The organism is Neptunicoccus cionae, assembly GCF_002860325.1.
In the GTDB taxonomy this organism is placed as follows: domain Bacteria; phylum Pseudomonadota; class Alphaproteobacteria; order Rhodobacterales; family Rhodobacteraceae; genus Amylibacter; species Amylibacter lutimaris.
In genome coordinates, this window is sequence record NZ_PKOJ01000003.1 from 260,011 (window position 1) to 276,456 (window position 16,446).

A 16,446-nucleotide genomic window follows, 5' to 3' on the forward strand; every position below is an offset into this window, starting at 1 on the left:
TCAGCCTCCGGTGCGCGCCCCTTGACGCAGCCCCGATAGCGCCTTGTTCTCCACCCCGATCCGCACCCACAACATCGCGGCATTCAGCGCGGTGAACAAGACCGCCACCCAAACCAGCCCCAATACCATCGGCGCGACGATAATCTCGGCCACCACCAGCATGTAATTGGGATGGGAAAGGTATCGGAAAGGCCCGCGCACGACCAGAGGCTCCTCAAGCACGATCACCCGCGTCGTCCAGCGTGGCCCGAGCGTGGCGAGTATCCAGACCCGCAAGATTTGCAGCAGTGCAAACAGCACCAGCCAGCCAAGCGAAACCGTCTCGTCATACCCAGCAAACAGCAGACAGGCGATCCACGCGCTGTGCATGGCAACCATCACCGGATAATGCGCCGCCCCTACCTCATAGGCCCCAAGCGCCAGCAGCCGCGCGGTATTGCGTTTGGCAATGAAGAGTTCGCTTAACCTTTGCAGGATAATAAACCCCAGAAACAGCCCCGCACCAAACGTCATGTCCCCTGCTCCGTTTTCACACGGATTGGCAGGTAGGATGCGGTGAACCCCGGCCCGAGCGCGCAAGCCATGAACTGCCCCGTGCACCCCGCATCCAGAACAGCTTTCAGTACGAACATAACTGTCGGCGCAGACATGTTTCCGGCGTCCCGCAAAATGTCCCGCTCTCTGTCCAGACTGTCCGGCTCCAGTTTCAGGGCAGTTTCAATGGCAGCGACAACCTTGGCGCCGCCGGGGTGGCAAATGTAGCGGTCAATCTGACTATGGTCCAATCCGGTCGCGGTCAGTGCAGCGCTGGTGGCTTGCGCAAATTCGGCGGTGACAAAATCGGGGATGGAACGGTCGAACACTACGCCAAAACCGGTTTCATCAATATCCCACCCCATGATTTGTAATGTATCCGGCCAGAGCTTTTGATGCCCTTGCCCAAGCTGCACCTGTTGCCCCGTGTCCTGTGCCTGATCGCTCAGACAGGCGGCGGCGGCACCATCCCCGAACAGGACAGCGGCGATGATGTCGGCTTTTTGCAAACGGTCGGCGCGAAATGACACAGAGCAGGTTTCAACCACCACCAGCAAGACCTTGAAGCCCGCACGCCCCGCAGCGATGGATTGCGCAAGGGACAATCCGCTGACCCCACCCGCACACCCAAGCCCGAATACCGGCACCCGCATTATGTCATCGCGGAACCCCATTTCCTTGTGAACCTGTGCCTCCAGCGACGGTGTCGCGATGCCGGTGGAACAAACCGTCACCACACAATCCACGCTTTGCGCACTCCAGCCCGAAGCATCCAACGCAGAGCGGGCCGCATCGCAAAACAGCGCGGTTGCCCCTATCATGAATGCAGCATTGCGTTCGGACCAACCGTGGCTCTCTGAAAACCAGTCAAGCGGTACAACACTATGACGGGTGTTGATCCCCGCGCTGCGAAAACTGCGCGCAAGACGGTGGAATTGGGGATATTTACCGCCGAAAATCAGCTTTGCCCGCTGTTCTACCTCTGTCTGGTCCAGACAGTATTCCGGCAAGGCGGTGGATAGTCCATGAAGATAAACGCTCATTGCAGGCCTTTGTTTGTACGATCCGGCCAAGGCGGCAAAGACCTAGCCCCCAACATAACCCTGCTTGTCCGGTGAACAAGCCCGCACATGAACGGTTCTTGAATTGCAATAGTACATAAACGTCACAGTGCACTATACCGCCTGCCGCCATGTTCAGAGCGGGCGGTTGTACCTTTTCTGCCGCTTTGATAGTCACCAGTGGCTCATGTTTAGTCGTTTTTAAGCGTTTGCGCTGCGGTTCCCTGCCAGAACCTCGGCGTTTTTTCGCTTTTGCTACGACAATACTTACCAAGGAGAATCCGATGACGGATGTAAATAACGATCAGGGAATACCGGATCCGGACGGATACCACCTTCCCATCGAAACCGACCACGAGATCGGTGAAAATAACGTAGACGGAAGTATCGGACGGATCGGTTTTGATATCCACAATCCTGTCTTTGCGATCTCGGGCATTGCAGTGATTGCTTTTGTGATTTTCACACTGGCGCTCCCCGATCAGGCCGGAACCATGTTTAAAACCATGTTTAACGTTGTGACTAAGAACTTTGACTGGTTCTTCCTCTCAGCGGGGAACATCTTTGTGCTGTTCTGCCTCGCACTTATTGTCCTGCCTGTAGGGTCGGTCCGGCTGGGCGGAGCGGATGCGAAACCGGATTACGGTTATCTCGGCTGGTTCGCCATGCTGTTTGCCGCCGGTATGGGCATTGGCCTGATGTTCTACGGCGTGTCCGAACCGATGAGCCATTTTTCCAGTTCCTTTGGCGGTACATCAATGGAGAACGGGCTGCGCACCGACTGGGCACCACTAAACGGCGCTGAAGGCGATCAGGCAGAAGCCATCCGCCTTGGTATGGCCGCCACAATTTATCACTGGGGACTGCACCCTTGGGCCATGTACGCGGTTGTTGCACTGGCGCTGGCCTTGTTTTCCTACAACAAAGGTTTGCCGCTCTCGATCCGCTCTGCGTTTTACCCGATCTTCGGGGAACGGGTTTGGGGCTGGACCGGTCATATTATCGATATCCTTGCGGTGTTTGCCACATTGTTTGGTCTTGCAACTTCGTTGGGGCTCGGCGCGACACAGGCTGCAAACGGTCTGACCCTGCTGTTTGGCAGCGGCGTTGCCGAAGAAGGTACACGCAGCCTGCTTGGGATGCCATTTGGTAACACCGCCGACAGCGGCGTGGAAAACTCCGGTGGCCTGCTGATCCTGCTGATCGTTGCAATTACGGCTATCGCGCTTGTTTCGGTCATCCGCGGTCTGGACGGCGGCGTCAAAGTCCTGTCCGAGATCAATATGGTTCTGGCGATCCTGCTGGTGCTGTTTGTGCTGATCGTGGGTCCGACTCTGGATATTTTCAAGGGCTTCTTTAGTGCCCTTGGTGCCTATTTCGAGTATCTGCCAAGACTGGCGATGCCTTTCGGTCGGGAAGACACGAACTTTGTACAGGGCTGGACAGCCTTTTACTGGGCTTGGTGGATCAGCTGGTCCCCTTTCGTTGGCATGTTCATCGCCCGCGTCTCCCGTGGCCGCACAGTGCGCGAATTCATGATCTGTGTGCTGTTGATCCCGTCGCTGGTCTGCGTTCTGTGGATGAGCGTCTTTGGCGGCACAGCGATCCAGCAATTCGTTCAGGACGGTTATGAAGCCGTAGTTAACGCACCGCTGGAACTGAAACTGTTCGGGATGCTGGACGCGTTGCCACTGGCCTCCATCACCTCTTTTGTGGGGATCCTTCTGGTCATCGTCTTCTTTGTCACTTCCTCTGACTCCGGCTCGCTGGTGATCGACACGATCACCGCAGGCGGCAAGGTAGATGCACCGCTGCCACAGCGTGTGTTCTGGTGTACCTTTGAAGGCGCGGTTGCCATTGTCCTGCTGCTTTCTGTAGGTGGCCTGTCGTCCCTGCAATCCATGGTGATTTCGACCGGCCTGCCCTTTGCTGCAGTTCTTCTGCTGCTTTGTGTCTGTATCTTTATGGGCCTGCGATCAGAACGGAAGGCGATTAAAAACCGGATCAATCCGGCAGAGTAACGCCACCACGTTTAAAAAAACACGCAGCGCCGGACCCTCCGGCGCTGCTTTTTTATGGGGGTTGCGCGGATGAGGCGGCCGCGTATCGTGGGGAGAACCCCACGGAGACATGCAATGACCCTGTTCAGAAAAATCACGACCGCTCTGATACTTTGTGCAACGCCACTGACAGCGCAAGACTGGTCTGATACAGCCCGCGCCGCGCTGGAACAGCGTGATGCGGGGCAATCGGTAACCGCGGATACCTGGATGATCAGCGCAGCCAATCCCCACGCTGCGGAAGCTGGCGCCGCCGTGCTGCGTGCGGGCGGCACAGCCGCTGATGCGATGGTGGCGGTTCAGGCGGTGCTGGGGCTGGTAGAGCCGCAATCCTCCGGTTTGGGGGGCGGTGCGTTTCTGGTCTGGTATGACAAGGCCAGCGGCAAAGTCACCACGCTCGACGGGCGCGAGGCGGCGCCCCTCGCCGCCACTCCGACCCTGTTTCAGGATGAAACCGGCACGCCTTTAAAATTCTTTGATGCGGTGGTTGGCGGACGTTCTGTCGGGGTTCCCGCAACCCCTGCCCTGATGGAAGCCGCCCACAAGCGCTGGGGCAACCGTCCTTGGGCCGAACTTCTGGCTCCTGCGGCCAGACTTGCCAGAGAAGGCTTTACTGTCTCACCCCGACTGGCAGACTCTGTCGCCGCCGATCCCGAGCGTCTGGGCCGGTGGCAGAAAACCCGCGACTATTTCTTACCGAACGGCACGCCGCTGCGCAGCGGCGACAGACTGAAAAACCCGGCCTATGCCGCCACGCTGGAGGCAATGGCAGATCGCGGGGCGGACGTGTTTTACACAGGCCCGCTGGCACAGGAAATCGTGGCAACCGTGCGAGGCGCGACAGGTAATCCGGGGGTGTTGTCTCTGGTGGATCTGGCGATCTACCGCGTAAAGGAACGCGCCCCCGTCTGCGCCGCCTACCGCGGGTACGAAGTCTGCGGCATGGGTCCGCCTTCATCCGGCGGCCTGACGGTCGGGCAGATCCTGCAACTGCTGGAACCCTACGACCTGCCCGCACTTGGCGCGGACTCGCCGGAAAGCTGGCGGCTGATCGGGGATGCCTCCCGTCTCGCCTTTGCGGACCGTGGCCGATACATGGCGGACAGTGATTTTGTTCCTGTTCCGGTCAAGGGCCTGCTTGATCCCGCTTACACCCGCGCCCGCGCACAACTGCTGGACCGCCATACAGCGCTGGACGACATAGCGGCGGGCGATCCGACCTTCGATCACGGGTGGAACCGTGCGGATGACCAATCTATCGAACTGCCCTCAACCAGCCATTTTTCCATCGTGGACAGCTATGGCAACGCGCTCTCGATGACGACGACTGTGGAAAACCGCTTTGGCTCGCGGCTTATGGTTGGTGGATTTATCCTGAACAACGAACTCACGGATTTCTCTTTCGCTACCCACAAAGACGGCGTTCCCATTGCAAACCGTGTGGCACCGGGCAAGCGCCCCCGTTCTTCCATGTCGCCTACAATCGTGCTGAAAGACGGGGCACCCGTGCTGGTCATCGGCTCCCCCGGAGGCAGCCGGATCATCGGCTTCACCGCGCAAACCATTGTTGCAGTGCTGGACTGGGGCATGGACATCCAGAGCGCGATTTCCATGCCGCGCCTTGTGAACCGTTTCGGCACTTATGAAATTGAGGACCGCCCCGAAACCGAGGCGCTGACCGAACCGCTGCAAGTCATGGGGTTTGAGGTTAAACGTGGCGCGATCACCTCGGGCCTGCACGGGATCAGCATCGCAGACACCCTGACAGGCGGGGCCGATCCCCGCCGTGAGGGCATCGCAATCGGGCATTAACCCGCTAGCGGAGCTGACCTGCAACCCGCCCCAGCATCTCCAGACAGGCGGCAAGCTGGTCGCGGCTGACGTATTCATCCGGCTTATGGGCCTGTTCGATCGAACCCGGCCCGCAGATCACCGCGCTGACGCCGCCCTGCTGGAACAATCCAGCCTCGGTGCCGAATGACACCACTTCGGTTTCATTACCCCCTGTAAGGGCGCGCACGATGGCAACCGCCTCGCTGTCGGGGTCCGGTTCCAGCCCTGCGACCTCGCTCGCAAAGATTTCTTCGATGTTGGCCACTGGGTTTTTCGCCTTCATCTCGGGCAGCAGCACGTCGCGGGTAAAGCTCTCGATGCGGTCGCGCACGTAATCGCGGTCGCTTTGCTGGATGGGCCGCATTTCCCAGCCCACCGCCGCCTTGTTCGGGATCACGTTATGGGCCACGCCAGAGTGCAACTCGCAAATCTGCAAGGTGGTATGGGGCGGATCAAAACGGGAGCCTTCAGGCGCGCGGGCGGGCAGGTCCTGCCGGATTTCCATCAGCTTGGTCACATAGCGCGTGGCGTATTCAAGCGCGTTTACCCCCAGATCCGGCAGGCTCGAATGGCCCTCAACGCCGGTGAATTCAGTGGTGTATTCGCAACAGCCCTTATGCCCTTCGATGATCCGCATGGACGTTGGTTCCCCGATGATCGCAGCCGAAGGTTTCAGCCCCGCCTTAACCATCTCGTCCACCAGAACCCGTGCGCCGAGACAGCCGATTTCCTCGTCATAGGTGAAGGCATAATGCACGGGCCGCGCCAGATCAGCGGCGGCAAATTCCGGTGCCAGCGCCAGAGCCGCCGCAATAAACCCCTTCATGTCACAGGTCCCACGCCCGTAGAGCAACCCATCCTTTTCACGCAGGGTAAAAGGGTCCGCAGACCAGTCCTGCCCTTCTACCGGAACCACATCCGTATGACCCGACAAGATCAACCCGCCATCCACATCCGGCCCGATAGTCGCAAAGATATTCGCCTTGCCGTCCGTATCCGAGGTGATCTGACACCGTGCGCCATAAGGTTCCAGATAGGCGGCAATCCAGTCAATCAGATCACGATTGCTCTCGCTTGAAATACTCGGAAAAGCAATCAGCCGCTCCAGTATCTCCAGTGTTCTTTCCATGCGTTCCATCAAAGGCTCCTTTCGAACGGGACGCTACGCGGAAAGGTAAGGAATGAAAAGCGGGGGAATGGGGGGGGAGGGGTTGTGGGGGGGTGGGGGTGCGAACGTCAGATCTGCGCAGGAAACGGGCTTTGCAAACTGACGCCGTGAGGGTGCCCTTGACTGCAAACCCGGCCTACAGCTGCCCTTTCTGCAAGTCACAGCGAAGGTTGGCTTCGAGCCCATCTTGACCGATGCTGCAATTGGTAGGAATGACAGCAAAACCTTTGTTTACAAGCAGTCGTCAGTACCGATTTCGCTTAAGGGCATACCATCGCTCTGGGCGAATAGAATAGCATACATGGTTCACCCACCTGTCGTATAGCCACTCAGCATTTTTGGATACTCCTTCTGAAACGAGACCCAGCCTCTCACATACTCTGCGGCTGCGAGTATTGCCCTCTGCAACTGGTATCCAGACCTTTTCTAGTCCCAGTTCATTAAACGCGTAGCTAATGAAAAAGGATGTGCATTGTGAGACGATGCCTTTCCCTTGATAGCCTTCCGAAAGCCAATATCCGATGACAACAGATTGTTCTCGCTTATCTATTTCATGGAAGCCACACATGCCGACGAGATTCGCATCCCAGAAAACACCGCATGCAAAGCCTAGCCCGTCTTCTTCTTGGCCAATGATACCTTCGATGAAGGCCTGGGAGTCTTTCGACGAACGGTTTCGGTCAAGCCAAGGCAGCCAAGCTCGCAAGTGATCACGGTTTGCATCGACAACTTTAAACAAGATGTCAGCGTCCGATTCCCCTAGAACCCTCATGGACAGATTAGGTGCAATGTTGAATGTCATTCCTGACAACTACTGTCCAAAATGAGTCGAGTACAGACATTCCAGTACCGGTCAAGAATGGCGGCAAAGTCCGCACAGCCGACCTCTATGCATGATGCAGCTAAGGTCTGCTTTTCGCCAGCCTTTCAGATGCCGCACCAGCTAAGGCAGCTCCAAGATGGGTCCGCATCGGGCTGGAAGCAGACATTGCCATCCCGCCAAAATTTAGACTGATCACGCAGCCACTACCGCCCCCCTCAATCCTCTCGACTGCGATCAGACCTTATCCCGCTGAGTTCCCCTGACGTTTCCTGCGCGTCGTCGCCGTCGTGGCGGCCTGCGTCGCCATCCCAAGTGCCTTCGCTGCGCACGGCCTCTTTTATTTCGGGTGGGAGTTCGCGGGCGAGGTCTGCGACCGGCGGGTCGTCGCGGTCGACTGCTTCCTTGCGGATGTTGCGATCTTCGCCGGGGGTCACAACTGTCAGACCTTCCGTTTCGGCGGTGGATTCGGGTTGTGTGCTGTCGGTGGTTTTATCGGCCATGGTAGTTCTCCTTTGCAGGTACAACGCCTGCAAAGGGGAATGGTTCATTCCGGCGGGCAAACTATTCCGTTTTCCCTGACACGCAGAAACCTTGCGCGGCCTCAGCGTTCGGACAACCGCGCCAGTGCGTCCGCCACATCCGCGGTTTCGATCGCCAGACCGTCCCGTTCCAGCCGGATCTTATGGGCGAGGTTCAGCACATCGCCGTGGGTTTTCCCTTGGGGCGGATCAAATTTGTAGCTGGCCAGTTCCACCAGCAGGCCCAATGGATCACGGAAATAAAGGCTGTCCATGAAGCCCCGATCCTTAATGCCGCTGGACCCGTATCCTTTTGCTTTCAAACGGTCCTCGGCCAGCCGGATGGTGGCTTGGGAGACCCAGAAGGCGATGTGATGCAGGGAACCGGGTTGCTGGGCAAGCTTCTGGCTTGGCGGTTGGCGGCCCTCTTCGGTGAATACGGTCAGGGTGCGCCCGTCGCCGGTGTCAAAATACAGGTGGTTGATCTCGGGCGCGTCCAGATTGGGTTGCTCGAAAATCAGCGGCATCCCCAGCACGCCCTCCCAGAAATCGACCGAGGTCTGACGGTCCGCGCCGTTCAGGGTGATGTGGTGAATGCCTTGGACTTGGACTGGTACATGGGTCATGGGGTGCCTCCGTTCTGTCATCTGAATGTAGAACGGGGCACCTTCTGTGTCACCTTTTCGCCGCGAATTTCACTGTTCGTTCAGGCGGAACGACTGTCCACCACGGTTTGCAGTGCTGCCAAAAACTGCGAGACTTCCTGTTCGGTGTTGTAGTGGCACATGGACACGCGCACACAACTGTCCAGACCGAGCGGCTCCAGCACATTGCCCGAATAATGATCCGCCTTGCGCAGGTGGGTGCGGATGTTCTGGGCGTTCAACGCGGTGACAACATCTGCCCCGCTCATCCCTTCAACCGTTATGGATACCAGCCCTTCACGCAGTGGGTTATCCACACCGCCGATCACGGACACACCCTCCAGTTCCGCCACGCCCTTCAGGTTGCCAATCCCGTGTAGCATCGCGTCGGTAAGGTCTTTCTCATGGGCATGGATCGCAGCGCCTGCCGCTTCGATCCGTTCGCGCCGGTCGCTGCTGTCGCTGATTTGCCCGCCCAGCCAGTCAAAGTAATCCACCACATCGGAAAACGTGGCATAGGCACCCGTGTCCCGCGTGCCGAATTCCCAGTTCTCCGCCTGACCGTTGATCAACATATCATGGTTCATCGCCCCCAGACGGTCCGACACCCAAGCCACGCCGTAGCCGTGACGGGAGAACACTTTGTAGGGGGAGACCGCATAACCGTCCACGTCGTATGCCGCGATATCAAGCCGCCCGTGGGCCGCGTGCTGGATGCCGTCCACAATGATCAGACAATCGGGTGCCGTGGCGCGGATCACCTTGACGATGCCCTCTACATCCACGGCCATCCCCGTCACCGGAGAGGTGTGCAGAATGGTTGCCACAACCGTATCGGGCGTCACATGGGGGGCATAATCCTCTGCACTGACGGAACCGGTTTCATTGTTATGGGGCACAGAGATGTAATCCTTGCCCGCAATCCCCGCCCAGCGCACCGCGGCAGAGCGGCTGGCGGGATGTTCAAGCGTGCTGCCCAGAACCTTGCCCGCGCCGCTTTCAATTACGGCCGTGCGGATCATGCGAAACAACAATTCGGTGCCGCTTTCGCCCACAAAGAACTGACCTGTTGGCGCGTTAAAGAACACGCGCATATCGTCCTTGGCCTTGGCAATGACGCGCATCAATTCGGCGCTGGCCACGTTATCGCGCCCCTGATTGTCAGGGATAGAGGCATAGAACGTGCTTGTCTCAACCGCCGATTTCAACGTCAGCGCCCCGCCTGCGTTTTCGAAAAACACCCGTGGCCCCTGAAACGGGCAACTGTCCACATGGGCAAACCGCCCTCGGATTTCGTCGATCAGACCTTCTTTGGCAAACATTGCGCGGCTCCTTATTATGGTTGGCCATTTCAAACCGGAACAGCCAACCATGTGCAAGCGGATTCGCCTGTGTCGGGGCTTCTACGGGCCAGCAAAATAGGCCGGCAGCCAGAGGGCAATTTGCGGGAAGGTAAAGATCAGCACCAGCCCCAGAAGCTGGATCAGCATGAACTGCATCATCCCGAAATAGATGTCCTTCAGATCCCACTCCGGCACCACGCCTTTCAGGAAATAGGCTGACAGCGCCACCGGCGGTGACAGCCATGCGGTTTGCAGGTTTACCGCCACCAGAATGGCAAACCATGTCAGATTGATCTCCAGCGCCTCCAGTGTCGGCACAAGGATCGGTACAATGATCAGTACAATCGGCACCCATTCCAGCGGCCACCCCAAAAGGAAGACCAGCGCCATGATGATGATCAGGATCATCGTCGGTGCCAGCTCCCAAGCCAGCAGCAGTTCGGTCAGCATGGTGGGTGTGCCAAGACGGCTGAACACCGCCCCAAAGAAGTTGGAGGCCGCCACAAGGAACATGATCAGAACGGTGATTTCCAACGTCTTGATCAGCGCGTCGTAAAAGCTCGCCCATGACAGTTTGTTATAGGCCAGTGACAGTAGCAGCGCACCAAAGGCACCACAGGCCGCAGCCTCGGCAGGGGTGGCCCAGCCCGCTAGGATAGAGCCGAGCGCAAAAGCAATCAGCGTTGTGGGCGGCACCAGCCCCATAAAGAACTCATACCAGAGATCAGAGTAGTAAAACCCGCCCGGCCGGACCTTGCGCGCCCAAGTGTAAACCGCCCACATCAGCGCAACCCACGCCAATGGAACAATCAGACCGGCAAAGGGGAACAGCCCCGCGAAACTGCCCTGAATGCCCAGTGTAATCAGCCAGATCATCACCACCAGAGAAGCAAAGACCGACGTAAACTCCAACGCGTAATAGGGCGAGGTTTCGGGTTGATCCTCAACCGGCAGGATCGGACCAAGGTCCGGATTGATCCAGCAGCGGATCAACGCATAGAGCATGTAAAGCACCGCCAGCATGATCCCCGGAATGATCGCCGCCTGAAACAGTTCCGTCACAGGCACCTCCAGCACCGGCCCCATCACCACCAGCATGATGGACGGTGGGATCAGGATCCCCAATGTCCCCCCCGCCGTGATCGTCCCTGCTGCAAGGCGCACGTCATAGCCCGATTTATTCATCGTGCGCGCCGCCATAATGCCAAGGATCGTCACCGATGCACCCACGATGCCTGTCGCTGCTGCAAAGATCATCGACACGAACAGAACCGCCACAAACAAGGCTCCCCGCGTGCGCGAGAACATCAACTGGATCGCCGTGAACAGCCGTTCCATCAGACCGGCTTTCTCCATCAGGATACCCATGAACACAAACAGCGGCACCGCCACCAATTGCTCATCCAGCATTGTGGAATTGAACTGAAAGGTTTGCAGATAGAAAGCCATCTTCGCCTTGAACCCCCAAGCCCCGAAGACAAAGGCAAGGAAGATCAGGGTGAAGGAAATCGGAAAACCAACGAAAATTGAAAACAGCATGACAGCAATCATCACCAGACCGATGCCTTCCTGTGACAGCCCGCCAACACCCAAGCCCCCCGCAACACCGCGCAACCAGTCCCCCAAGGGGATCATGTTCGGATAGACCGTCGCAAGGAAGATAATTGCCAGCCCGACCATGTAGAAGGGTAACGCGATCAGGAACATCCGGCGGCGCTCTGCGCTCATCTCGTAAAGGGTTTTCAGCAGTTCGGAAATGCCCTGCAACAGCAACAAAAAGGCACAGAGCGGCATTGCCGTGCGCGCAGGCGCAAGGGGTGCCATCATCGCCGTATCCATGCTGCGTTCCCACGTCACCCACGCCTTTGAGGTATATTCGAACGACACCCACAGAAAAAACACCATCGCCGGGAAATAGAAGGCCAGATACAACAACCCGTCTACCGTCATCTGGGTTTCCTTACTCCAGTTGCGGTAGATAAAATCCGCGCGAATGTGCACGCCGCGCATCAGCGCATAACCGGCACCGAGCATGAACATGGCCCCCGCCAGCATCCGGCTGTATTCAAAAGAGTAATCGGTTGGCGCGAGGAACAGCTTGCGGCTGACAACTTCGATCACCATCACGGCGATGATCGGGATCACCAGCAGACAGGCAAGCCGCCCGACCCAGAGGTTCAATACGTCGATCCCTGCCACAATCGGGCGCATCCAGGGGGTCATATCCTCTGGCGTCTGGCCCGGAATAAAGTCATTCCGCTCGGCAATCAGCTCGTCCGTGATCTCCAGCTTGCCTGATTCCACTTCTTCGGCCATGCAAAATCTCCCCGTGATTATATGAAAACACCCTGCACAGGGGTGCTTGCAAATAGACGGTTCGGGGCGCGACGCAGGCCGCGCCCCAAGCAGTTTATTTTACAGAGTCAGCAAACGCCTTGCCGAGCGCGGCATTAGAAGCCTGCGAACCGGCCCAGTAAGGTACCGCAATTGCGGCGAAATCCTTCTGGGACTGCCAGACTTTGGCGAAAAACTCGTTCTCCGCCGCGTTCTTCTCAAGCGAGGCTTTGGCCGCGTTCATATAGGCCGGAAAGTAATCCGCCGGAGTGTCATGCAGGATCACGCCGTGGTTTTCTGTCAGGTCCTTCAGCGCCTTGCCGTTTTCGTAAATCCGGTAAGACATGGATTTGGACAGGGAGGCGTTCGCAGCAACTTCGATGGCCTTTTGTTGCAGCGGTGTCAGGCTGTCATAGACATCCTTGTTCAGATAAAGATCCGCGTTCACAACGACCTGATGTAACCCTTGCAGATAGTAGTGCTTCAGGACTTTCTGAAAGCCAAACACCGAGTCAGGCTTGGGGCAGCACCATTCTGCGGCATCAATCGTACCTTTTTCCAGCGCGGGCAGAATATCCCCGCCGCCCATCGCAACAGAGGCAACGCCAATGTCCTTATAGGTCTGGCCCGGAATGCCCGGAGGTGTGCGGAAGCGGTATTTGCGGAAATCGTCCATAGATGTGATCGGCTCTTTGAACCAGCCGAGCGCCTCGGGGCCGACAGGTTGCAACATGAAGCCTTTCACATTCATGCCCATCTCGTCCCAGAGCTGGTCATAAAGCTCCTTGCCGCCACCGAACTGGAACCACGACACAAAGGCGATGTTGTCGATGCCAACACCCGCCCCCGCCACCGGAGATCCGAACAGCATGGCCGCAGGATGTTTACCGGACCAGTAGTGCGTCCACGCAAACCCGCCGTCGATCAATCCCGCATCCACTGCATCCAGTGTTTCGGCAACGCCGACAACAGAACCGGCAGGCAGAATTTCGAATACCACTTCGCCGTTGGTCAAAGCGGTTACATCATCCCCGAAGTTCTTGAGCATGACAACTTCATCCGCCTTGGCCGAGATCACCGTCTGTACGCGGATCACCGTTTCGGCAAAAGCAGATGATACAAGCAAGGAAGCACCGACAACGGATGCTGCGGCCCCCTTGGTAATCGTCTTTAAATTGAACATTACGTCCTCCCAAAAAGTAGCCTTCTTAGTATATTGCCAAACCACGAAGGCGTTTGGTCCGGCTTATTCATGCGGATATGATCGCTCGATCCTCCCCAATCCGCTGAATTATCTGTGGCAAAGGGGGTAGTGCCCCTTGCTCAAATTAAACCCTTCCATCAGTCCCGAAATCACACGTGTTTTCCATCATCTGCCTGCATCCTCCAGAACCATTGCAGCCAGTTTTTCCCCGATCATTATGCACGGCGCATTCGTATTGCCGCTGGTTATAATCGGCATGATAGAGGCATCCGCGACCCGAAGGTTTCCGACCCCGTGCACCCTTAGTTGCGGATCGACCACCGCCTGACTGTCACGGCCCATCTTGCAGGTGCCGGTCGGGTGATAAATCGTAACCGACGTGTCCCGCGCCCAGTTGAGCGTTGCATCGTAATCGCCCAAGGCAACCCCTGCACCGGGTGCATGTTCTTTCAAGATATGATCCGCCAGAGGGCTGGTCCGCGCGATCTTGCGGGCAATTTCGATACCTTCGACCAAGGTGCGCTGGTCCGTCTCTGTCGCCAGATAATTCGGGTGAATTTCAGGATAGTCGCGAAAGTTGTTGCTGGCCAGCTTCAGATGCCCCGCACTTTCAGGGCGCAGTTGCAGGACGGACGCGGTGAAACCGGAGAATTTATGCGGTCCGTCCGCCGGTTTGTCCGCGCTCCACGGCTGGATGTGAAACTGGATGTCCGGTGTCGCCATGCGCGGGTCGGTTTTCAGAAAACCTGTCCCGAGACTGGCCGCCATCGTCATCGGCCCGGATTGGGTCAGCAGGTACTGCAACCCGATGATCCCCTGCTTGAACAGGTTGTTGATCTCTGTGTTGATGGTTCCGAGCGTTGTTTTGAAAACGGGTCGCGCCTGCAGGTGGTCTTGCAGGTTCTGCCCCACACCGGGAAGGTGGCAAACGGTTTCGATCCCCTGCTCCGCCAGATCCTCACTGTTGCCGACCCCCGACAGCATCAAAATCTGCGGTGAGCCGATTGCTCCGGCACAAAGGATCACCTCTCGCCGCGCTGTCAGAGTTTCGCTCTGGCCGTTCCGGTTAATTACAACCCCGGTGGCGCGCCCCTGCTCTATCACCACCCGCTCGGTCTGGGCGTGGGTCAGGATATGCAGGTTCTTGCGCCCTTTTGCAGGCTTCAGGTAGGCCCGCGCCGACGAACAGCGCCGCCCGCCGTCCAGCGTTAATTGGAAATAGCCGACCCCCTCCTGATCGCCGCTATTGTAATCGGGGTTGCGCTTGTAGCCCGCAGCTTCGGCCGCATCCATCCAGTAGTCCACCACATCCCGCGTCAGACGTGTGGGCGAGACAGACAGGGGACCGTTTGTTCCGCGGTCTGGGGATTTCGGCTCTCCCTTCCAGCTTTCTGCTTTTTTGAAATAGGGAAGCACATCCTCCCACCCCCAGCCTTCGTTGCCAAGCTGACGCCAGCCGTCAAAGTCCTCGGCCTGTCCGCGTACATACAGAAGCCCGTTAATAGAGGACGAGCCGCCCAGAACCTTACCGCGAGGCCAAGGAATATCCCGTCCGTTCAACCCCGGATCAGGGGCTGTACGATACATCCAGTCGGTTCCGGGATTGCCCATGGTTTTGAAGTATCCGACCGGAATGTGAATCCACGGATTGCTGTCCCTGCCTCCGGCTTCGATCAAACCGACCGTAAAGCGCCCGTCCTCTGACAGGCGCGCAGCTGCAGCGCATCCTGCGGAACCAGCCCCGATGACAAGGTAGTCGAAATCCAAAATCACCCCAATCCAACAAAAAATGAGACTAATAGTCTTGTTAAACCTCAAGAATGAGCTAAACAGAGTTCATAGATCATTGCAAAGGAAAAAACATGGCTTCCGAGGACCGTATCCCGACCAACCTGCGCACGTTAATGATCCTTGAAATACTGGGGCGTGCGGACGAACCCCTGACCCCGACCCAGATCAATGACCGGCTTGGTCTGCCCAAACAGACGGTTCACCGCCTGTGCACGACCTTGGAACAGGAAGGTTTTCTGACCCGCTGCACCGACGGCAAGCGGATGAAACCGGCACGTCGGTTGATGGAGCTAGGCGCAGGGCTGATGCAATCGTCACGGGATTTCCACAGCCGCCACCAGATCCTCGAACAGATTGCACAACGGGTGAACGAGGCAGTGAACTACGTGGTGCCACAGGAAAGCGGGATGCATTATCTGGACCGTGTGGACACGGACTGGCCCTTGCGTATCCAGCTTCCGGTCGGCTCTCATGTGCCGTTCCACTGCACCGCCAGCGGCAAAGTCTATATGTCCTCGATGCCACCGGCCGCCCGCCGCGCGTTTGTCGCCGCATTGGATTTGAAGCCCCTAACAGAGGCGACGCTGACAACACCTTCGGCCCTGCTCGAAGAACTCGCCCAGATCCGCAAACAGGGGTTCGCCATCGACAACGGAGAATTTATGGAAGGTATGGTCGCGCTGGCTGTTCCGGTAACGGACCCTGCCGGACGCTATATTGCCTCACTTGCATTTCACGGCCCGTCCCAGCGGCTGACGGTGGCGCAAGCGATTGACCAGAAGTCGATCATTCAGGACGGGGCGGATAAACTTCGCGACAGCCTTTTTGAATGAAGCGGCCAGATCAGGCCCAGCGGATCAACCCGATTATCGCGGATGCCGCATAAAAGAACTGCAAGGCAAAAAACGCCCAGCGCCGGTCAATAAAACCCCAAGCCGCAAACAGCAGCGCCGAAACCAGCAGCAGCGAGAAGCCTAAAATCTCGTTGCCGGTATTGGAGGCGATCAGAAGCGCATAAATCATCGCCAGCACCGAGCCGCCGACTTCAAAAAACGTAATCCAGTTTTGCTTGCTCATCTCGGGGGCCCTGTAGTTGCTCAGACCCGAAGCCTTACCTCGCAGGTACACCATGT

Annotated in this window: 14 protein-coding genes; 3 read left to right on the forward strand and 11 right to left on the reverse strand. The window is 57.7% G+C overall.

Annotation, left to right across the window (positions count from 1 at the left end; translation table 11 throughout):
- Positions 1-513 (reverse strand): isoprenylcysteine carboxyl methyltransferase family protein, encoded by a 513-nt coding sequence (locus C0U40_RS10105; RefSeq protein ID WP_101655652.1) that lies wholly within the window; start codon positions 511-513, stop codon positions 1-3.
- Positions 510-1,577 (reverse strand): type III polyketide synthase, encoded by a 1,068-nt coding sequence (locus C0U40_RS10110; RefSeq protein WP_101655653.1) that lies wholly within the window; start codon positions 1,575-1,577, stop codon positions 510-512. The genes C0U40_RS10105 and C0U40_RS10110 overlap by 4 nt, the downstream gene beginning before the upstream one ends.
- A gap of 302 nt (positions 1,578-1,879) precedes the next feature.
- Here C0U40_RS10110 and C0U40_RS10115 point away from each other — a divergent pair, with 302 nt between their 5' ends.
- The gene (locus C0U40_RS10115) at positions 1,880-3,616 is read left to right on the forward strand and encodes a BCCT family transporter (protein WP_101655654.1); all 1,737 of its coding nucleotides are present in this window, start codon (positions 1,880-1,882) and stop codon (positions 3,614-3,616) included.
- 114 nt (positions 3,617-3,730) lie between these two features.
- Entirely contained in the window at positions 3,731-5,467 is a 1,737-nt protein-coding gene (ggt, locus tag C0U40_RS10120; protein ID WP_101655655.1) for a gamma-glutamyltransferase, read from the forward strand.
- 4 nt (positions 5,468-5,471) lie between these two features.
- On the opposite strand, the gene argE is transcribed toward ggt, so the two are convergent.
- The 8 genes from argE to C0U40_RS10160 form a co-directional block, all read right to left on the reverse strand.
- Entirely contained in the window at positions 5,472-6,626 is a 1,155-nt protein-coding gene (gene argE, locus C0U40_RS10125) for an acetylornithine deacetylase (protein ID WP_101655656.1), read from the reverse strand.
- Between the two features lie 274 nt (positions 6,627-6,900).
- Positions 6,901-7,458 carry a GNAT family N-acetyltransferase gene (locus C0U40_RS10130; RefSeq protein WP_101655657.1) on the reverse strand — a complete coding sequence of 186 codons (558 nt, stop codon included), beginning with the start codon at positions 7,456-7,458 and terminating at the stop codon, positions 6,901-6,903.
- A 236-nt stretch (positions 7,459-7,694) separates the two neighbouring features.
- Entirely contained in the window at positions 7,695-7,979 is a 285-nt protein-coding gene (locus tag C0U40_RS10135; RefSeq protein WP_101655658.1) for a hypothetical protein, read from the reverse strand.
- 101 nt (positions 7,980-8,080) lie between these two features.
- Entirely contained in the window at positions 8,081-8,623 is a 543-nt protein-coding gene (locus C0U40_RS10140; RefSeq protein WP_101655659.1) for a VOC family protein, read from the reverse strand.
- 80 nt (positions 8,624-8,703) lie between these two features.
- Entirely contained in the window at positions 8,704-9,963 is a 1,260-nt protein-coding gene (locus tag C0U40_RS10145) for an aminotransferase class V-fold PLP-dependent enzyme (RefSeq protein ID WP_101655660.1), read from the reverse strand.
- An 81-nt stretch (positions 9,964-10,044) separates the two neighbouring features.
- Positions 10,045-12,300: a TRAP transporter large permease subunit gene (locus C0U40_RS10150; protein WP_101655661.1), complete on the reverse strand. Its 2,256-nt coding sequence runs from the start codon at positions 12,298-12,300 to the stop codon at positions 10,045-10,047.
- Between the two features lie 94 nt (positions 12,301-12,394).
- Positions 12,395-13,501, reverse strand: a complete 1,107-nt coding sequence (locus tag C0U40_RS10155) for a TRAP transporter substrate-binding protein (RefSeq protein ID WP_101655662.1) — start codon at positions 13,499-13,501, stop codon at positions 12,395-12,397.
- Between the two features lie 186 nt (positions 13,502-13,687).
- Positions 13,688-15,289, reverse strand: coding sequence for a GMC family oxidoreductase (locus tag C0U40_RS10160; protein ID WP_101655777.1), 1,602 nt, complete (start codon positions 15,287-15,289; stop codon positions 13,688-13,690).
- 95 nt (positions 15,290-15,384) lie between these two features.
- Here C0U40_RS10160 and C0U40_RS10165 point away from each other — a divergent pair, with 95 nt between their 5' ends.
- Positions 15,385-16,146 carry an IclR family transcriptional regulator gene (locus C0U40_RS10165; protein ID WP_101655663.1) on the forward strand — a complete coding sequence of 254 codons (762 nt, stop codon included), beginning with the start codon at positions 15,385-15,387 and terminating at the stop codon, positions 16,144-16,146.
- Positions 16,147-16,156: 10 nt separating this feature from the next.
- Here the strand turns inward: C0U40_RS10165 and C0U40_RS10170 are convergent, their stop codons facing one another.
- Entirely contained in the window at positions 16,157-16,390 is a 234-nt protein-coding gene (locus C0U40_RS10170; RefSeq protein WP_101655664.1) for a hypothetical protein, read from the reverse strand.
- Between the last annotated feature and the right edge of the window lie 56 nt (positions 16,391-16,446).

What these genes read in the sequence shown, in the direction of transcription:
- C0U40_RS10135 (WP_101655658.1), bottom strand. Translation starts at nt 7,979, where the DNA reads ATGGCCGATAAAACCACCGACAGCACACAACCCGAATCCACCGCCGAA.
- C0U40_RS10155 (WP_101655662.1), bottom strand. Translation starts at nt 13,501, where the DNA reads ATGTTCAATTTAAAGACGATTACCAAGGGGGCCGCAGCATCCGTTGTC.
- C0U40_RS10145 (WP_101655660.1), bottom strand. Translation starts at nt 9,963, where the DNA reads ATGTTTGCCAAAGAAGGTCTGATCGACGAAATCCGAGGGCGGTTTGCC.
- C0U40_RS10130 (WP_101655657.1), bottom strand. Translation starts at nt 7,458, where the DNA reads ATGACATTCAACATTGCACCTAATCTGTCCATGAGGGTTCTAGGGGAA.
- C0U40_RS10110 (WP_101655653.1), bottom strand. Translation starts at nt 1,577, where the DNA reads ATGAGCGTTTATCTTCATGGACTATCCACCGCCTTGCCGGAATACTGT.
- argE (WP_101655656.1), bottom strand. Translation starts at nt 6,626, where the DNA reads ATGGAACGCATGGAAAGAACACTGGAGATACTGGAGCGGCTGATTGCT.
- C0U40_RS10115 (WP_101655654.1), top strand. Translation starts at nt 1,880, where the DNA reads ATGACGGATGTAAATAACGATCAGGGAATACCGGATCCGGACGGATAC.
- ggt (WP_101655655.1), top strand. Translation starts at nt 3,731, where the DNA reads ATGACCCTGTTCAGAAAAATCACGACCGCTCTGATACTTTGTGCAACG.
- C0U40_RS10105 (WP_101655652.1), bottom strand. Translation starts at nt 513, where the DNA reads ATGACGTTTGGTGCGGGGCTGTTTCTGGGGTTTATTATCCTGCAAAGG.
- C0U40_RS10170 (WP_101655664.1), bottom strand. Translation starts at nt 16,390, where the DNA reads ATGAGCAAGCAAAACTGGATTACGTTTTTTGAAGTCGGCGGCTCGGTG.
- C0U40_RS10165 (WP_101655663.1), top strand. Translation starts at nt 15,385, where the DNA reads ATGGCTTCCGAGGACCGTATCCCGACCAACCTGCGCACGTTAATGATC.
- C0U40_RS10140 (WP_101655659.1), bottom strand. Translation starts at nt 8,623, where the DNA reads ATGACCCATGTACCAGTCCAAGTCCAAGGCATTCACCACATCACCCTG.
- C0U40_RS10150 (WP_101655661.1), bottom strand. Translation starts at nt 12,300, where the DNA reads ATGGCCGAAGAAGTGGAATCAGGCAAGCTGGAGATCACGGACGAGCTG.